22 protein-coding genes are annotated in these 14,047 nt (G+C 47.7%); all 22 read right to left on the minus strand.

The genetic code is table 11. The features are described 5' to 3' along the window. Positions 1–350: 350 nt before the first annotated feature. Positions 351–995 carry a KinB-signaling pathway activation protein gene (locus KNO78_RS14645; RefSeq protein ID WP_214691669.1) on the minus strand — a complete coding sequence of 215 codons (645 nt, stop codon included), beginning with the start codon at positions 993–995 and terminating at the stop codon, positions 351–353. 11 nt (positions 996–1,006) lie between these two features. Next, the gene (locus KNO78_RS14650; RefSeq protein WP_012727643.1) at positions 1,007–2,038 is read right to left on the minus strand and encodes a P-loop NTPase; all 1,032 of its coding nucleotides are present in this window, start codon (positions 2,036–2,038) and stop codon (positions 1,007–1,009) included. Positions 2,039–2,172: 134 nt separating this feature from the next. Continuing rightward, entirely contained in the window at positions 2,173–2,565 is a 393-nt protein-coding gene (gene rpsI, locus KNO78_RS14655) for a 30S ribosomal protein S9 (protein WP_012727644.1), read from the minus strand. Positions 2,566–2,590: 25 nt separating this feature from the next. After that, on the minus strand, positions 2,591–3,028 hold the full coding sequence (gene rplM / locus KNO78_RS14660) for a 50S ribosomal protein L13 (RefSeq protein WP_012727645.1): 438 nt from the start codon (positions 3,026–3,028) through the stop codon (positions 2,591–2,593). Between the two features lie 143 nt (positions 3,029–3,171). Next, entirely contained in the window at positions 3,172–3,912 is a 741-nt protein-coding gene (gene truA / locus KNO78_RS14665) for a tRNA pseudouridine(38-40) synthase TruA (RefSeq protein WP_214691670.1), read from the minus strand. Next, positions 3,909–4,700 carry an energy-coupling factor transporter transmembrane component T family protein gene (locus KNO78_RS14670; RefSeq protein ID WP_074035364.1) on the minus strand — a complete coding sequence of 264 codons (792 nt, stop codon included), beginning with the start codon at positions 4,698–4,700 and terminating at the stop codon, positions 3,909–3,911. Before KNO78_RS14670 ends, truA begins: the two co-directional genes overlap by 4 nt. After that, positions 4,697–5,575 (minus strand): energy-coupling factor transporter ATPase, encoded by an 879-nt coding sequence (locus tag KNO78_RS14675; RefSeq protein ID WP_214691671.1) that lies wholly within the window; start codon positions 5,573–5,575, stop codon positions 4,697–4,699. Before KNO78_RS14675 ends, KNO78_RS14670 begins: the two co-directional genes overlap by 4 nt. Continuing rightward, positions 5,551–6,387 (minus strand): energy-coupling factor transporter ATPase, encoded by an 837-nt coding sequence (locus KNO78_RS14680; protein WP_031421869.1) that lies wholly within the window; start codon positions 6,385–6,387, stop codon positions 5,551–5,553. The genes KNO78_RS14675 and KNO78_RS14680 overlap by 25 nt, the downstream gene beginning before the upstream one ends. 69 nt (positions 6,388–6,456) lie before the next feature. Beyond that, positions 6,457–6,810 (minus strand): 50S ribosomal protein L17, encoded by a 354-nt coding sequence (gene rplQ / locus KNO78_RS14685; protein ID WP_012727650.1) that lies wholly within the window; start codon positions 6,808–6,810, stop codon positions 6,457–6,459. Positions 6,811–6,834: 24 nt separating this feature from the next. Beyond that, positions 6,835–7,779 carry a DNA-directed RNA polymerase subunit alpha gene (locus KNO78_RS14690; RefSeq protein ID WP_012727651.1) on the minus strand — a complete coding sequence of 315 codons (945 nt, stop codon included), beginning with the start codon at positions 7,777–7,779 and terminating at the stop codon, positions 6,835–6,837. Positions 7,780–7,871: 92 nt separating this feature from the next. Next, entirely contained in the window at positions 7,872–8,267 is a 396-nt protein-coding gene (gene rpsK / locus KNO78_RS14695) for a 30S ribosomal protein S11 (RefSeq protein ID WP_012727652.1), read from the minus strand. A 16-nt stretch (positions 8,268–8,283) separates the two neighbouring features. Further along, positions 8,284–8,649, minus strand: coding sequence for a 30S ribosomal protein S13 (rpsM, locus tag KNO78_RS14700; protein WP_012727653.1), 366 nt, complete (start codon positions 8,647–8,649; stop codon positions 8,284–8,286). Positions 8,650–8,668: 19 nt separating this feature from the next. Continuing rightward, positions 8,669–8,782, minus strand: coding sequence for a 50S ribosomal protein L36 (gene rpmJ / locus KNO78_RS14705; protein WP_003156543.1), 114 nt, complete (start codon positions 8,780–8,782; stop codon positions 8,669–8,671). Positions 8,783–8,812: 30 nt separating this feature from the next. Continuing rightward, complete coding sequence (gene infA / locus KNO78_RS14710; RefSeq protein WP_021066622.1) at positions 8,813–9,031, minus strand: translation initiation factor IF-1; 219 nt, start codon at positions 9,029–9,031, stop codon at positions 8,813–8,815. A 105-nt stretch (positions 9,032–9,136) separates the two neighbouring features. Next, positions 9,137–9,895, minus strand: coding sequence for a type I methionyl aminopeptidase (map, locus tag KNO78_RS14715; protein ID WP_031421863.1), 759 nt, complete (start codon positions 9,893–9,895; stop codon positions 9,137–9,139). Beyond that, complete coding sequence (locus KNO78_RS14720) at positions 9,892–10,542, minus strand: adenylate kinase (protein WP_012727656.1); 651 nt, start codon at positions 10,540–10,542, stop codon at positions 9,892–9,894. The genes map and KNO78_RS14720 overlap by 4 nt, the downstream gene beginning before the upstream one ends. A gap of 79 nt (positions 10,543–10,621) precedes the next feature. Continuing rightward, on the minus strand, positions 10,622–11,911 hold the full coding sequence (gene secY, locus KNO78_RS14725) for a preprotein translocase subunit SecY (RefSeq protein WP_012727657.1): 1,290 nt from the start codon (positions 11,909–11,911) through the stop codon (positions 10,622–10,624). Beyond that, positions 11,911–12,351, minus strand: a complete 441-nt coding sequence (gene rplO / locus KNO78_RS14730; RefSeq protein ID WP_012727658.1) for a 50S ribosomal protein L15 — start codon at positions 12,349–12,351, stop codon at positions 11,911–11,913. Before rplO ends, secY begins: the two co-directional genes overlap by 1 nt. A 31-nt stretch (positions 12,352–12,382) precedes the next feature. Further along, positions 12,383–12,568, minus strand: a complete 186-nt coding sequence (gene rpmD, locus KNO78_RS14735; RefSeq protein WP_012727659.1) for a 50S ribosomal protein L30 — start codon at positions 12,566–12,568, stop codon at positions 12,383–12,385. Between the two features lie 15 nt (positions 12,569–12,583). Then, positions 12,584–13,084: a 30S ribosomal protein S5 gene (gene rpsE, locus KNO78_RS14740; RefSeq protein ID WP_012727660.1), complete on the minus strand. Its 501-nt coding sequence runs from the start codon at positions 13,082–13,084 to the stop codon at positions 12,584–12,586. Between the two features lie 20 nt (positions 13,085–13,104). Beyond that, positions 13,105–13,467 carry a 50S ribosomal protein L18 gene (gene rplR, locus KNO78_RS14745; protein WP_012727661.1) on the minus strand — a complete coding sequence of 121 codons (363 nt, stop codon included), beginning with the start codon at positions 13,465–13,467 and terminating at the stop codon, positions 13,105–13,107. A gap of 34 nt (positions 13,468–13,501) precedes the next feature. Next, complete coding sequence (rplF, locus tag KNO78_RS14750; RefSeq protein WP_012727662.1) at positions 13,502–14,041, minus strand: 50S ribosomal protein L6; 540 nt, start codon at positions 14,039–14,041, stop codon at positions 13,502–13,504. Between the last annotated feature and the right edge of the window lie 6 nt (positions 14,042–14,047).

A 14,047-nucleotide genomic window follows, 5' to 3' on the forward strand; every position in this document is an offset into this window, starting at 1 on the left:
AGAATTTGATATAGCTCTTAAATTGACGAAGCTTGCGCTTCATTCAAAAATTGTAAAACTTTTTTTGCCTCATCGTTCAGTTTTCAAAGACCAATCGTTGTCGTGTTAGCGACTTTTTAATAATAGCGATTTGACTTATTAAAGTCAACCACTTTTTATTATTTTTTTCGCTTCCTGAAGTTTGTTTCGTGAACAACATCAGCGACGTTTATTAATATATCAGCATCCTAAAAAACCGTCAACTATTTTTCTAAAAAAACTTTAATTTTTCTTTGTTTTGTTGAAATGAATAAAAAATGGTTGGCGGATCACCCGAAACACTTCGGATTATCCACACAACCATTTACTTTTTACGATGATTTAGACGACATCTGTTTCTTCGTTTTTTTCTTTCTAACTTCGGGTGAAGCGACTTGAACCGCTTGTCCTGTCTGTTGGAAGCGATGAAGCATTAATACCTGATAAGCGTTCGCAAACACCAATGTGGCTAGTGCCGGCCAGAGCAATGGAATCTCGTCCGTTGTTTGCAGAGCTGGAATCCATTCAATTAACGTAATGACAGTCATTAAGAAAAGTGTCGGGATGAAAGCACTCTTATTTGTTTGTTTCGCCTTACTCGCAGCAACGACCCAAGCGACAATGAGTAACACAAGCATCTCACCGATATAACGCCACATGTGATCATTACCGAATGCGAGCATCCGTAAGTAGACGGCATCAAAAATCGCAAATGCGATTAGTAACACTTGAACGCGATTCCATAGACGTGGCCCTCTAAATAAATCGAGTCCGACCCGATGAATAATCAAATAGGCAAAGAAGCCCATCATGCTGATCCCTGTCCATGTACTCGAATAACTAAGCGCCGTGACAATTGCCTCCCAGGACTGACTGACCAAATAACCCGGGTTCGCCAATAAATTCATCAGGAACCCGAACAACGTCCCGAATACGAGCGTTGTCCAAAACAAACGTAAAAAACCTTGTACTTTCATCTCTCACCGATTCACCCTTCTATTTGTTTAATGACTGCTTGCGCCAACTCATCATACGTATGCTCGAACGGATGTCCATCCCGATAGACAGAAGGTGCAAAGTCCTCTTCATTGTCGTACGGTTGACCGAGCGGGATTTGAGCAAGAAGCTTACTCTTCAGTGCTTCTGATAGCTTTTCTCCACCGCCGTATCCGAATACGTATTCCTTCTCGCCCGTTACCTTACTTTCGAAGTAGGCCATGTTCTCGATGATTCCCAACACTTTATGGTTCGTTTTGATTGCCATCGCTCCAGCACGTGCCGCAACGAATGCCGCTGTCGCATGAGGTGTCGTGACAATCAATTCCTGACATGATGGGAGCATGGAATGGATATCGAGCGCGACATCTCCTGTTCCTGGCGGTAAATCGAGCAACAGATAGTCAAGATCGCCCCACTCGACGTCATTGAAGAAGTTATTTAACATCTTCCCGAGCATCGGTCCACGCCAGATGACCGGCGCATTGTCTTCCACGAAGAATCCCATCGAGATGACTTTCACGCCAAAACGCTCGACTGGAATGATCTTCTCGCCGCGAACAACCGGTCGTTCCTCGATGCCGAGCATATCTGGAACACTGAAGCCGTAAATATCCGCATCAATCAACCCGACCTTTTTACCCGCTCGCGCAAGCGCGACAGCCAAGTTGACGGATACTGTCGATTTTCCTACGCCACCCTTACCAGAAGCGATGGCGATAAACGTCGTCCCTGAGTTTTCACGGAGGATTGCCGGTTTCGTCGCCTCTTTCAAACTTTCATCATTCAATGCCTCAAAGCGAAGCCCGACCGTCTTAAAGCCTTTCCCCTTGAGCAACGTGACGATTTCTTGTTGTAACTGAAGCTGTTCCCCGCTCCCTGTTTGTCCGAGTGCCACTTTTACACTGACATAGTCTTCTTTGATTCGAATGTCTTTTACTCCTGCTGTATCTCCAAGCGTTCGGTTGATCGTCGGATCAACAAGCCCCGCCAATTCCTCGCGTACTTGCTCTACTGTAAGCATATTGCTTCCCCCTTCTAACTGTTTCGATATCAGTATATCAAAAAAAGCGTTTTCTTGACGGGTTCGGAATCGACTATTTCAAACAAAAAACTCTCCACCCGAAAGGATGGAGAGTTCGAACCACATCGCGAAGATTAACGCTTCGAGAATTGTGGTGCGCGACGTGCTGCTTTAAGACCGTATTTTTTACGTTCTTTCATACGAGCGTCACGAGTTAAGAAGCCTTTTTCTTTGAGGCTTGGACGGAATTCTGGGTCCGCTTGAAGAAGCGCACGTGATACGCCGTGGCGAATTGCTCCAGCTTGTCCAGTGTATCCACCACCGTTAACGTTAACGATTACATCGTATTTACCTTCTGTTTCAGTCAATACGAGTGGTGATTTAGCCATCATGATCAAAGTCTCATGACCGAAGTATTCTGAGATATCGCGGCCATTTACAACAACTTTACCGTCACCTGCAACGAGGTGAACGCGAGCCACCGAGTGTTTGCGGCGGCCTGTTCCGTAGTAACGTACATCTGCCATCGTTTAGTTCCTCCCTGTGTCTCGATTAACCGCGAAGTTCGTAAACTTCTGGTTTTTGTGCTTCGTGCTTGTGTTCAGCTCCAGCGTAAACGTGGAGTTTGTTGAATTGTTGACGACCGAGTGATCCTTTTGGAAGCATCCCTTTGATCGCGAGTTCAAGCATACGCTCTGGACGTTTTGCGAGAAGCTCTTTTGCAGTTTGTGATTTCAAACCGCCTGGATGACCTGAATGACGGTAGTAGATCTTGTCATTCAATTTGTTACCAGTCAATTTGATTTTCTCAGCGTTGATGATGATGACGTGGTCTCCGCAATCAACGTGTGGTGTGAAAGTCGGCTTGTGCTTACCGCGAAGAAGTGAAGCTACTTCACTAGTCAAACGACCAAGTGTTTTGCCTTCTGCGTCGATAAGGAGCCATTTGCGTTCTACTTCAGATGCTTTAGCCATGAATGTTGTGCGCATGTGGAATACCTCCTAGAAATGTCTGTTCACTTAATTTTTTGATGCTTTATCATAATCCTAGTTTACGGGGCTAAGATTGTGGTTCATCTCTAAATTTGAAAATGAAATGCCAATGAATATAATACGATTTTATAAGGGGAATGTCAATCTACTTTTTCATAATTCACATTCCACAAATACAAACCGTGTGGGGGGGCGGTAATCCCCGCTACGCGGCGGTCCTTCGCCTCTAGCATTTGTGTGATATCTGCGGGCTGATACTTGCCTCTCCCTACCTCGATGACCGTCCCTACCATGATGCGGACTTGGTTGTATAGAAAACCTGATCCAACGAAACGGAATATGATCTCGTCTCCCATTTCGAGCACTTCTGCTTCATAGATAGTACGGACCCGATCTTCGACTTCTGCCTTTGTCACAGAGAACGACGTAAAGTCGTGGGTCCCAATCAACCGCTCCATCGCTTGACGCATCGCCTCAAGGCTCAGCTTATACGTCACGGTCGCAGCATAGTGCCGACGAAACGGATCCTCGGTCTGACGGATATAATAGCGATACTCTTTTCGCTTCGCACCGTAACGTGCGTGGAACGTATCGTCTATTTCTTCCGCCTGTTTAACGAGGATATCGTCTGGTAGCATGGCGTTTAACGCTTTGACGAAGCGCTCAGCGGGCATCTCTAACGACGTGTCAAAGTGAATCACCTGTCCTAACGCATGGACGCGAGCGTCTGTACGACCTGAGGCGACGATTTTTACCGGATATCGATGCATACGTGCCAAGACAGATTCAATCTCCGCTTGAATGGTATTGCCATTCGGCTGCACTTGATATCCCGCATAATGTGTCCCATCATAGGCGACAATCAGTTTAATTCGTCTCATCCAATCCCTCTCAATCCAAACAAAATGAGCGTCAACGCGATAAAGATGAGTAATACGGCTGTGTCACGCATTTGCCATTCCATTTCACGCAACCTCGTCCGCCCTTCTCCTCCTCGGTAACCACGGGCTTCCATAGCCGTAGCGAGGTCCTCAGCACGCTTAAACGCGGAGATGAACAATGGAATCAAGAGCGGGATGACCCCTTTTAGGCGGGATTTCCAAGGTCCACTCATCAAATCGACCCCACGCGCCTGCTGGGCTTTCATGATCCGGTCCGTCTCGTCCGCAAGCGTCGGTAGGAAACGAAGTGAGATGGAGAGCATCAACGCAATCTCATGGGCCGGCACACGAATCCGTTCGAATGGTCGTAGCCCCGCTTCAATCGAATCGGTCAATTCCATCGGTGTCGTCGTTAACGTCACGAGTGTCGTCAACATGACGAGATAAAAGAAGCGAAGCGAGACAATCAGCCCCATTCGAATTCCTTCCGAATAAATCGCAATCGGTCCTAATTCGAATAGAAGTGTCCCGTCTCGATTGAATAACAGTTGTAAGATCAACGTGAAGACGATCAAAAATAAGATCATGCGAAGACCGTTCCATAAATAGCGCCACGATAACTGTGACAGTTTGACCGCAAACAACGTGAACGCGAGTAAAAATAAATTCGTCCATAAGTTGTCAGCTAAAAAAACAACTGGGATAAATCCTAAAATGAAGAGCGTCTTGGCACGCGCATCAAGGGAATGAAGCCACGAATGTCCGGGTATATATTGACCGATAATCATGTCGCTCCCCCTTTCAGCCGTTCCGCCACCCAATCTGCCAGCTCGCTCTCGGTTCGTACGAGCGGGATGGACGTTTCTCCAAGAACCGGTGCCATGTCACGAGCGAATCGTAAGACGTGCGGGATGTCGAGCTGGAGCCGTCGCACCAGTACCTCGTCTTGGAACAATTCAAACGGGTCCCCATCAAACGCCACCTGACCACGCTCCATCACGATGACGCGCTCCGCATAGGCGAGTACATCATCCATGTCATGCGAGACAAGGATCAACGTAAGGTTCAACTCTTCTCGTAAACGTTTGAATAAGGCGAGCATGTCTCGTCTCCCAATTGGGTCGAGACCCGCTGTCGGTTCATCGACAATGAGCACATCAGGCCGGCTCGCTAAAACACCTGCAATCGCGACACGGCGCATCTGCCCTCCTGAAAGATCAAACGGCGAACGGTCCCATAACGTTTCATCCAAGCCGACGAGACGAAGGGCCTCGTGGGCTCGCTCTTTCGCTTCGGCATCTGTCGCGCCAAAGTTGCGCGGACCGAACATGACGTCGCGTTCGACCGTCTCTTCAAACAATTGGTGCTCTGGATATTGAAAGACGAGCCCAACGCGACGCCGAAGCGGCAAAAGATTCTGTTTCTTGTCACGGCGCGTCCGAAACGGGGTGACAATGATATCATCGACCACCACACGTCCGTCAGTCGGGCGCAATAAGCCGTTCATATGTTGAACGAGTGTCGATTTCCCTGAGCCAGTATGCCCAAGAAACGCAACAAGCGCTCCCGACGGAATGGTTACATTCACATCGCGCAGCGCGGTTCGTTCAAACGGAGTATTCATTTGGTATTGATATGTTACTTCTTCAATGCGTATCGGCATAGATGGTTCACCAACTCCGAATGTTGTAGCATCAGACGATCGAGTGGAATGCCACGTGCCTTCAGTTCGAGTTGCATCCGAACGATAAACGGGACATCTAGTTGAATGTCACGAAGCGTATCTGGATGTTGAAACACGTCTTCAGGTGTGCCGGTCATCGCAATCTTGCCTTTCGACAATGCAATGATACGGTCAGCAAACAACACTTCGTCGAGCTCGTGTGTAATGGCGACAACGGTCATCCCTTCCGAGACGAGCTGTCGTACCGTTTGTAATACCTCTTGTCGCCCAATCGGGTCGAGCATGGAGGTCGCTTCATCGAGCACGAGGACACGCGGGCGCATTGCGAGAGCCGCAGCTATCGCAACGCGCTGCTTTTGTCCACCGGATAACTGATGCGGTTCACGGTCCGCTAGTTCCGATAATCCAACGCGCGCTAGACTGTCATCAATTCGACGAACCATTTCTTGACGTGGAAGTCCCATGTTTTCGAGAGAAAATGCCACATCATCGCGCACGGTCGCCCCGACAAATTGATTGTCGGGATTTTGAAAGACGACCCCGATTCGCGTTCGAACGTCCCACACGTCTGCGGCGTTCGACGGATCGAGTGTCTCGACGCGAACTTCCCCCTGTTCAGGAATGAGAAGTCCGTTCCACAACTTCGTCAGTGTCGACTTGCCAGAACCATTATGGCCGACAATCGCAAGCCATTCCCCTTTATATACATCGAGCGATAGGCCGTTAAGCGCCGGCTCAGACTGTCCAGGGTAATGAAATACGACATCCCGTACCATAATTTGTGATTCCATAGGTCGACTCCTTTCTGATGTGGAAACAGGGCAATACGTCACCGCATGCCCTGTTGACTGCCTAATGAATTAGACGAGTTCGATGATTACAACTTCTGCACCATCACCGCGGCGTGGACCGACTTTCATGATGCGCGTGTATCCACCTTGACGTTCAGCGTAGCGTGGTGCCACGTCTTCGAACAATTTTTGGATTGCGTCTTTTTCTCCAGCGTTCTCCTTGCGAACGAATGAAGCTACTTGACGACGGGCATGAAGATCGCCACGTTTCCCAAGAGTGATCAATTTTTCAACGACTGGGCGAAGTTCTTTCGCTTTTTGTTCAGTTGTTTGAATGCGCTCGTTGATGATTAGGTCAGTTGCAAGATCACGCAAAAGCGCCTTGCGTTGCGAGCTTGTACGGCCAAGTTTCGAATAAGCCATTACATTTCCCTCCTTCGGTTGAACTTAGTCTTCTTTACGCAAGCCCAAACCGAGTTCGTCCAACTTGTGTTGAACTTCTTCGAGTGATTTACGTCCGAGGTTACGAACTTTCATCATCTCTTCCTCTGATTTGTTTGCGAGTTCTTGAACAGTGTTGATGCCAGCGCGCTTCAAGCAGTTGTACGAACGAACTGAGAGATCGAGTTCTTCAATCGTCATTTCGAGTACTTTTTCTTTTTGGTCTTCTTCTTTCTCGACCATAATTTCTGCGTTGAGAGCCTCATCTGTCAAACCAACGAAGATGTTCAAGTGTTCAGTCAAAATTTTAGCCCCTAATGATACAGCTTCTTCCGGACGAATTGAACCATCTGTCCACACGTCTAACAAAAGCTTATCGAAGCTAGCGTCTTGACCGACACGTGTTTTATCTACTTCGTAGTTCACGCGTTGAATCGGTGTATAGATCGAATCGATTGGAATGACCCCAATCGGCATATCATCACGTTTGTTATCTTCTGCCTGGACGTAACCACGACCACGGCGAGCAGTCAAACGCATGCGAAGCGTCGCATTGTCAGCGAGAGTCGCGATGTGGAGCTCAGGATTCAAGATTTCAACGTCGCTATCATGGGTAATGTCTGCCGCAGTGACAGCACCGGCACTTGAAACGTTAATCTCAAGCGTTTTCTCTTCTTCCGAGTACACTTTGAGTGCCAACTTCTTGAGGTTGAGTACGATTTGAGTGACGTCTTCGACAACACCGTCAATCGTAGAGAACTCGTGAAGCACGCCATCGATTTGAACCGCTGTTACCGCTGCACCTGGGAGCGATGACAATAGAATTCGACGTAGTGAGTTACCGAGAGTAGTGCCATATCCACGTTCAAGCGGTTCTACTACGAATTTACCAAACGTAGCGTCCTCGCTGATTTCGACCGTTTCGATCTTTGGTTTTTCAATCTCGATCATCTGAACCCCTCCTTGAGTATATCCTGCCGTGCAGTTTGAGCTGCTAAAGTATAAGCTGTCGTGCTAGGTAAACCCCTCACACGCTCAAGCGATTATACGCGGCGACGTTTTGGAGGGCGGCAACCGTTGTGCGGAACTGGAGTTACGTCACGGATTGCAGTAACTTCGAGACCAGTAGCTTGGAGCGCACGGATAGCCGCTTCACGTCCAGCACCAGGACCTTTAACGTTAACTTCTACTGTACGCATACCGTTGTCCATTGCAACTTTCGCTGCAGTTTCAGCAGCCATTTGCGCTGCGAACGGAGTCGATTTACGTGATCCTTTAAATCCAAGGTTACCAGAAGTAGCCCATGAAATCGCGTTACCTTGCGTATCAGTGATTGTGATAATTGTGTTGTTGAATGTAGAACGGATGTGTACCACACCGACTTCAACATGTTTTTTAACTTTACGTTTAGAACGTACGTTTTGCTTACGTTTCGCCATTGTTCAATTCCCTCCTTTACTTCTTCTTGTTCGCTACTGTACGGCGTGGGCCTTTACGAGTACGCGAGTTGTTCTTCGTGTTTTGACCGCGAACAGGGAGACTACGGCGATGACGGATACCGCGGTATGCGCCGATCTCGATCAAACGTTTGATGTTAAGTGAAACTTCACGACGAAGGTCACCTTCAACTTTGATTCCGTCAATTGCTTCACGGATACGGTTGAGTTCATCTTCAGTAAGGTCGCGTGTGCGTGTCTCTTCAGATACGTTAGCAGCCTTCAAAATTTCTTGTGCTTTTGTTTTACCAATACCATAGATGTATGTGAGCGAAATAACGATACGTTTTTCGCGTGGAATATCTACACCAGCAATACGTGCCATGTGTGCACCTCCTCTGAAATTAACCTTGTTTTTGTTTGTGTTTCGGGTTTTCGCAAATTACCATTACTTTACCCTTACGGCGAATAACTTTACATTTTTCGCAAATCGGTTTTACCGACGGTCTTACTTTCATGAGTATACCCTCCTCCTGGAAAAATCGGAGTTACTTATAACGGTACGTAATCCGCCCGCGAGTCAAGTCGTATGGAGACAACTCAACAGTTACGCGGTCACCTGGAAGGATCCGAATGTAGTGCATCCGAATTTTCCCTGAGACGTGCGCGAGCACCGTGTGGCCGTTTTCTAACTCCACTTTAAACATTGCGTTCGGAAGTGGTTCGACAACAGTGCCTTCCACTTCAATGACATCTTGTTTCGCCATCATTTATTCCCCTTTCTATATGAAAATCTTTAGGAGCACAGACGATCTATTGCCATCTACTGTGAGAGAAGGATCCAGAACGGATCAGTATGAAACAATAGAGCCTCATTCACCGGAATCGAGTTTCGTTAAAATCTCGTATCCATCGTCTGTGATGGCGATGGTGTGCTCAAAGTGGGCGCACATGCTACCGTCCACGGTGACAACTGTCCAGTTATCAGCCAGTGTTCGAACATAGCGTTGACCAGCATTAACCATTGGTTCAATGGCTAACGTCATCCCAGTCTTCAGGCGCGGCCCTTTCCCCGGTGGACCATAGTGTGGAATTTGCGGTTCTTCGTGCAAATTTTGTCCAACACCATGACCGACGTATTCGCGGACGACAGAAAAGTCATGTGATTCAACATATGCTTGAATCGCATGCGAAATATCTGTCAATCGCCCTCCAGCCTTGGCGTGCTCCAATCCTTTATACAGACTTTCTTCGGTTACGTCAAGTAGCCGCTGTGTCTCTTCTGTGATTGTTCCCACTGGATAAGTCCAAGCGGAATCTCCATGGTATCCATTATAGTAGGCACCGATATCGATTGAGATAATATCTCCATCTTTCAATACCCGTTTTCCTGGAATGCCATGAACAAGCTCTTCGTTCACCGAAGCGCAAACACTACCGGTAAAACCGTTATAGCCTTTGAACGATGGCGTCGCACCTTGGCTGCGAATGTAATCTTCCGCAATCCGGTCGAGCTCAAGCGTCGTGATTCCTGGTTTAATGTGCTGTTTGAGCACCTGGTGCGTTCGAGCAACAATTTGCCCAGCCTCACGCATAATCGCAATTTCACGAGGCGTCTTCGTGATGATCATTCAGTATCACCGAGTAATGCTTTGACATCGGCATATACGACATCGATTGGACGATCTCCATCCAATGTACGAAGATACCCTTTTTCAGCGTAAAAGTCAATGAGTGGTTTCGATTGCTCGATGTTGACGTCAAGGCGACGGCGAACCGTTTCCTCTTTATCGTCTTCACGTTGCATGAGTGCCGACCCATCCACATCACAGATGCCTTCCACTTTTGGTGGGTTGAAGATCACGTGATATGTCGCACCACACGTTGGGCAGATCCAACGACCTGTCAAGCGTGGAACGAGAATTTCCGCATCCACATCGATGTTGACGACGTGGTCAATCTGTTTCCCCAAATCTTTAAGCAAACTTTCGAGTGCCTCTGCTTGAGCAACAGTACGCGGGAATCCATCGAGTAAGAAACCTTTTTCTGTGTCATCTTGGCTAAGGCGTTCACGTACGATTCCGATTGTTACCTCGTCCGGTACGAGTTCACCTTTATCCATGAATGACTTGGCTTCTTTACCGAGTGGCGTTCCGCCTTTGATTGCCGCACGAAACATGTCGCCTGTCGAAATGTGAGGGATTTGGTACTCTTCTACGATTTTAGCAGCTTGAGTCCCTTTCCCAGCACCCGGTAAGCCCATGAGTACTAGATTCATCTCGGTTAGCCTCCAGTTTTGATTTTCACGAAGGGCTTGTAAACACGACAGGAAGGAAGGGTCAACCCTTCCTTCCGCTTTAACGGATAAAGCCTTTATAGTGTCGTTTTACAAGTTGACTTTCGATTTGTTTCATCGTTTCGAGGGCTACCCCGATGACGATCAACAAGCTCGTTCCTCCGATTTGAACGGAAGTTGGAAGACCGGCAAGCTTAATGAAGATTGTCGGCATGATCGCCACGAGCGATAAGAAGATCGCTCCGAAGAAAGTCAATCGATACAGCAACTTCGTGATGTACTGTTCTGTTTGCGCCCCAGGACGAATCCCAGGAATATAACCACCTTGCTTCTGCAGGTTTTCTGCCATTTGCTCAGGGTTGACCTGAATAAATGTATAGAAGTAGGCAAACGCAATGATTAACGCAACGTAAATCGACATTCCGATTGGCGCCGTCGTGTCAAAGTACGTCTGTAATTTTTGCGTTGTCTCCGGCGAAGCAATGAAGCTTGCAACAGTTGGTGGTGTTACCATGAAGGAAATCGCGAAGATAACCGGGATAACACCTGCTGCGTTTAGTTTGATTGGCAAGTGCGTTGACTGACCGCCCACTGGGGTACGGTTCGCCGTGCGTTTTGCATATTGGATTGGAATTTTGCGTGCCGCTTGTTGAACATAAATGATCCCAACCGTCACAGCCAAAATAACAAGTGCCAATACAACCAAGTAAACGATATTAATGAACAATGCATCTCCAGCGTTTTGGAGTTTTGTTTCATAAATCTGCGTGAAGATTCTTGGGAACCCGGCGACGATACCGGCGAAGATAATGATGGAAATACCATTCCCAACACCTTTCTCCGTTGTCATTTCACCAAGGAACATCAAGAACGCTGTACCCGCAGTGAGTACAATCGCGATCACAAAGTAAGTTGCCGTTCCCCACGTCTCATTGACGAGACCTGGGTAGAGGCGGTTAAATCCAAACGACAGTGAAGTCGCTTGGACAAAGCCTAAGATGATCGTCCCATAGCGCGTGACCGTCGCTAACTTTTTACGGCCCGCCTCTCCTTGTTTAGCCCATTCGGCAAACTTTGGAACGACGTCCATTTGTAAAAGTTGCACAACGATCGATGCCGTAATGTACGGCATGATCCCCATTGCGAACAAGGAGAAGTTCTGTAAAGCATTTCCTCCAAACAAGTTCAAGAAGTCAAGAAGACCTCCTGAGTCAAAACGCAACACATCCGTATTCACCATCGGCACCGGGATATGAGCCCCGATGCGGAAAATGATGATGATTGCGAGTGTGAAGAGAATACGCTGTCGAATATCTTTCACGCGCCACATATTGGAGATCGTCTGAAACATCAGATCACCTCAACTGTACCGCCAGCTGCTTCGATTGCTTCTTTCGCTGCACCCGAGAACTTGTTGGCTTTTACAGTCAATTTAGTTTCAAGCTTGCCGTTAGCAAGGACCTTGATTCCGTCTTTAGCAGAGCTGACAACACCAGTCTCGATTAAGAGTTCTGGAGTAACTTCAGTACCTGCTTCGAAACGGTTAAGCGTGTCTAGGGAAACAACCGCGTACTCTTTACGAGTTGGGTTGTTGAAACCGCGTTTTGGAAGACGACGGTAAAGTGGGTTTTGTCCACCTTCAAATCCTGGACGAACGCCACCGCCCGAACGAGCTTTTTGACCTTTGTGTCCACGACCAGAAGTTTTACCGTTACCAGTCGCCATACCGCGACCGACACGGTTACGTTCGTGACGTGAACCTGGAGTTGGCTTCAATTCATGGAGTTTCATAGTGGCACCTCCTTATTTATTAAAATCTTTATTATTCGTTGATTTCTTTTACAGTCACAAGGTGCGACACTTTGTTGATCATACCGCGCATCGCGACGTTGTCTGGGACAACGACCGTTTGATGCATTTTGCGAAGACCGAGTGTACGTACAGTAACACGCTGACCTTCCGGACGACCAATTGTGCTGCGTGTGAGGGTGATTGCGAGTTTCGCCATGTCTAGTTCCCTCCCTTAGTTAAGAAGTTCTTCTACGCTTTTACCACGTAGTTTAGCAACTTCCTCTGCTTTTTTGAGCTCAGTCAAGCCCTGTACCGTCGCACGGACGATGTTGATCGGTGTGTTTGAACCTAACGATTTCGAAAGGATGTCACCTACACCTGCAAGTTCGAGCACCGCACGAACTGGACCACCAGCGATAACCCCAGTACCTTCAGAAGCTGGTTTCATGAATACACGACCTGCTCCGAATACTCCTGTGATTTCGTGTGGAATTGTTGTACCAACCATAGGTACTTGTACCATGTTTTTCTTAGCGGCTTCAATAGCCTTGCGAATCGCTTCTGGCACCTCTTGTGCCTTACCTGTACCGAAACCGACGTGACCATTTTTGTCACCTACGACTACGAGAGCAGCAAAACGGAAGCGGCGGCCACCTTTTACGACTTTCGCGACGCGGTTTACGGTAACAACGCGTTCTTCAAGTTGTTCCATGTTAACGTCTAACTGGCGCATCGAGTGTCCCCTCCTTTTTATTAGAATTTAAGACCTGCTTCACGAGCTGCTTCTGCAACAGCTTTGACGCGGCCATGATAGAGGTATCCACCACGGTCGAACACAACTGTGTCGATACCTTTCTCGAGTGCACGTTCTGCAGCAAGTTTACCAACAGCTTTCGCTGCTTCAACGTTACCGCCATTTGTAAGATCGAGAGCTTTATCTTTCGAAGATGCAGACACAAGCGTTGTTTGTGCCGCGTCATCGATAAGTTGAACGTAAATGTGCTTGCTCGAACGGAATACGTTCAAACGTGGACGAGCTGCTGTCCCCGTGATCGTACGACGTACGCGAGCATGACGTTTTTTACGAACTGCATTTTTATCTGCCTTTGTGATCATTTATGCCACTCCTTTCCGTTCATTTCGTGACGAATTACTTACCAGTCTTACCTTCTTTACGGCGAATACGTTCATCAGAGTAACGAACACCTTTACCTTTGTAAGGTTCTGGAGCACGGTACGAGCGGATTTGAGCAGCAACGTGACCGACGCGCTCTTTGTTAATCCCTTTTACGATGATTTGCGTGTTTGAAGGAACTTCGATTTCGATACCTTCCTCAGCAACGTACTCGATTGGGTGCGAGTAGCCGAGGTTGAGGACGAGTTTGTTACCTTGCTTCGTAGCACGGTAACCAACCCCCGAGATCTCAAGTGTTTTTTGGAATCCGTTCGACACACCTTGTACCATGTTGGCAATAAGGGCACGTGTCGTACCGTGAATTGTACGGCTTTCTTTCGATTCGTCTGGACGAACAACCGTCAATTCGTTCTCTTCAACTTTGATTTCCAATGCCGGGTTAGCTGAAAGCGAAAGTTCACCTTTAGCACCTTTTACTGTGACCGTGTTGTCATTAGCAACTGTTACAGTAACGCCAGCAGGAATCGTAACTGGTTTTTTACCAATACGTGACATTGATTA

Origin of the sequence: Exiguobacterium sp. s132 (genome assembly GCF_018617235.1) — a bacterium.
Classification (GTDB): Bacteria; Bacillota; Bacilli; order Exiguobacteriales; family Exiguobacteriaceae; genus Exiguobacterium; species Exiguobacterium profundum.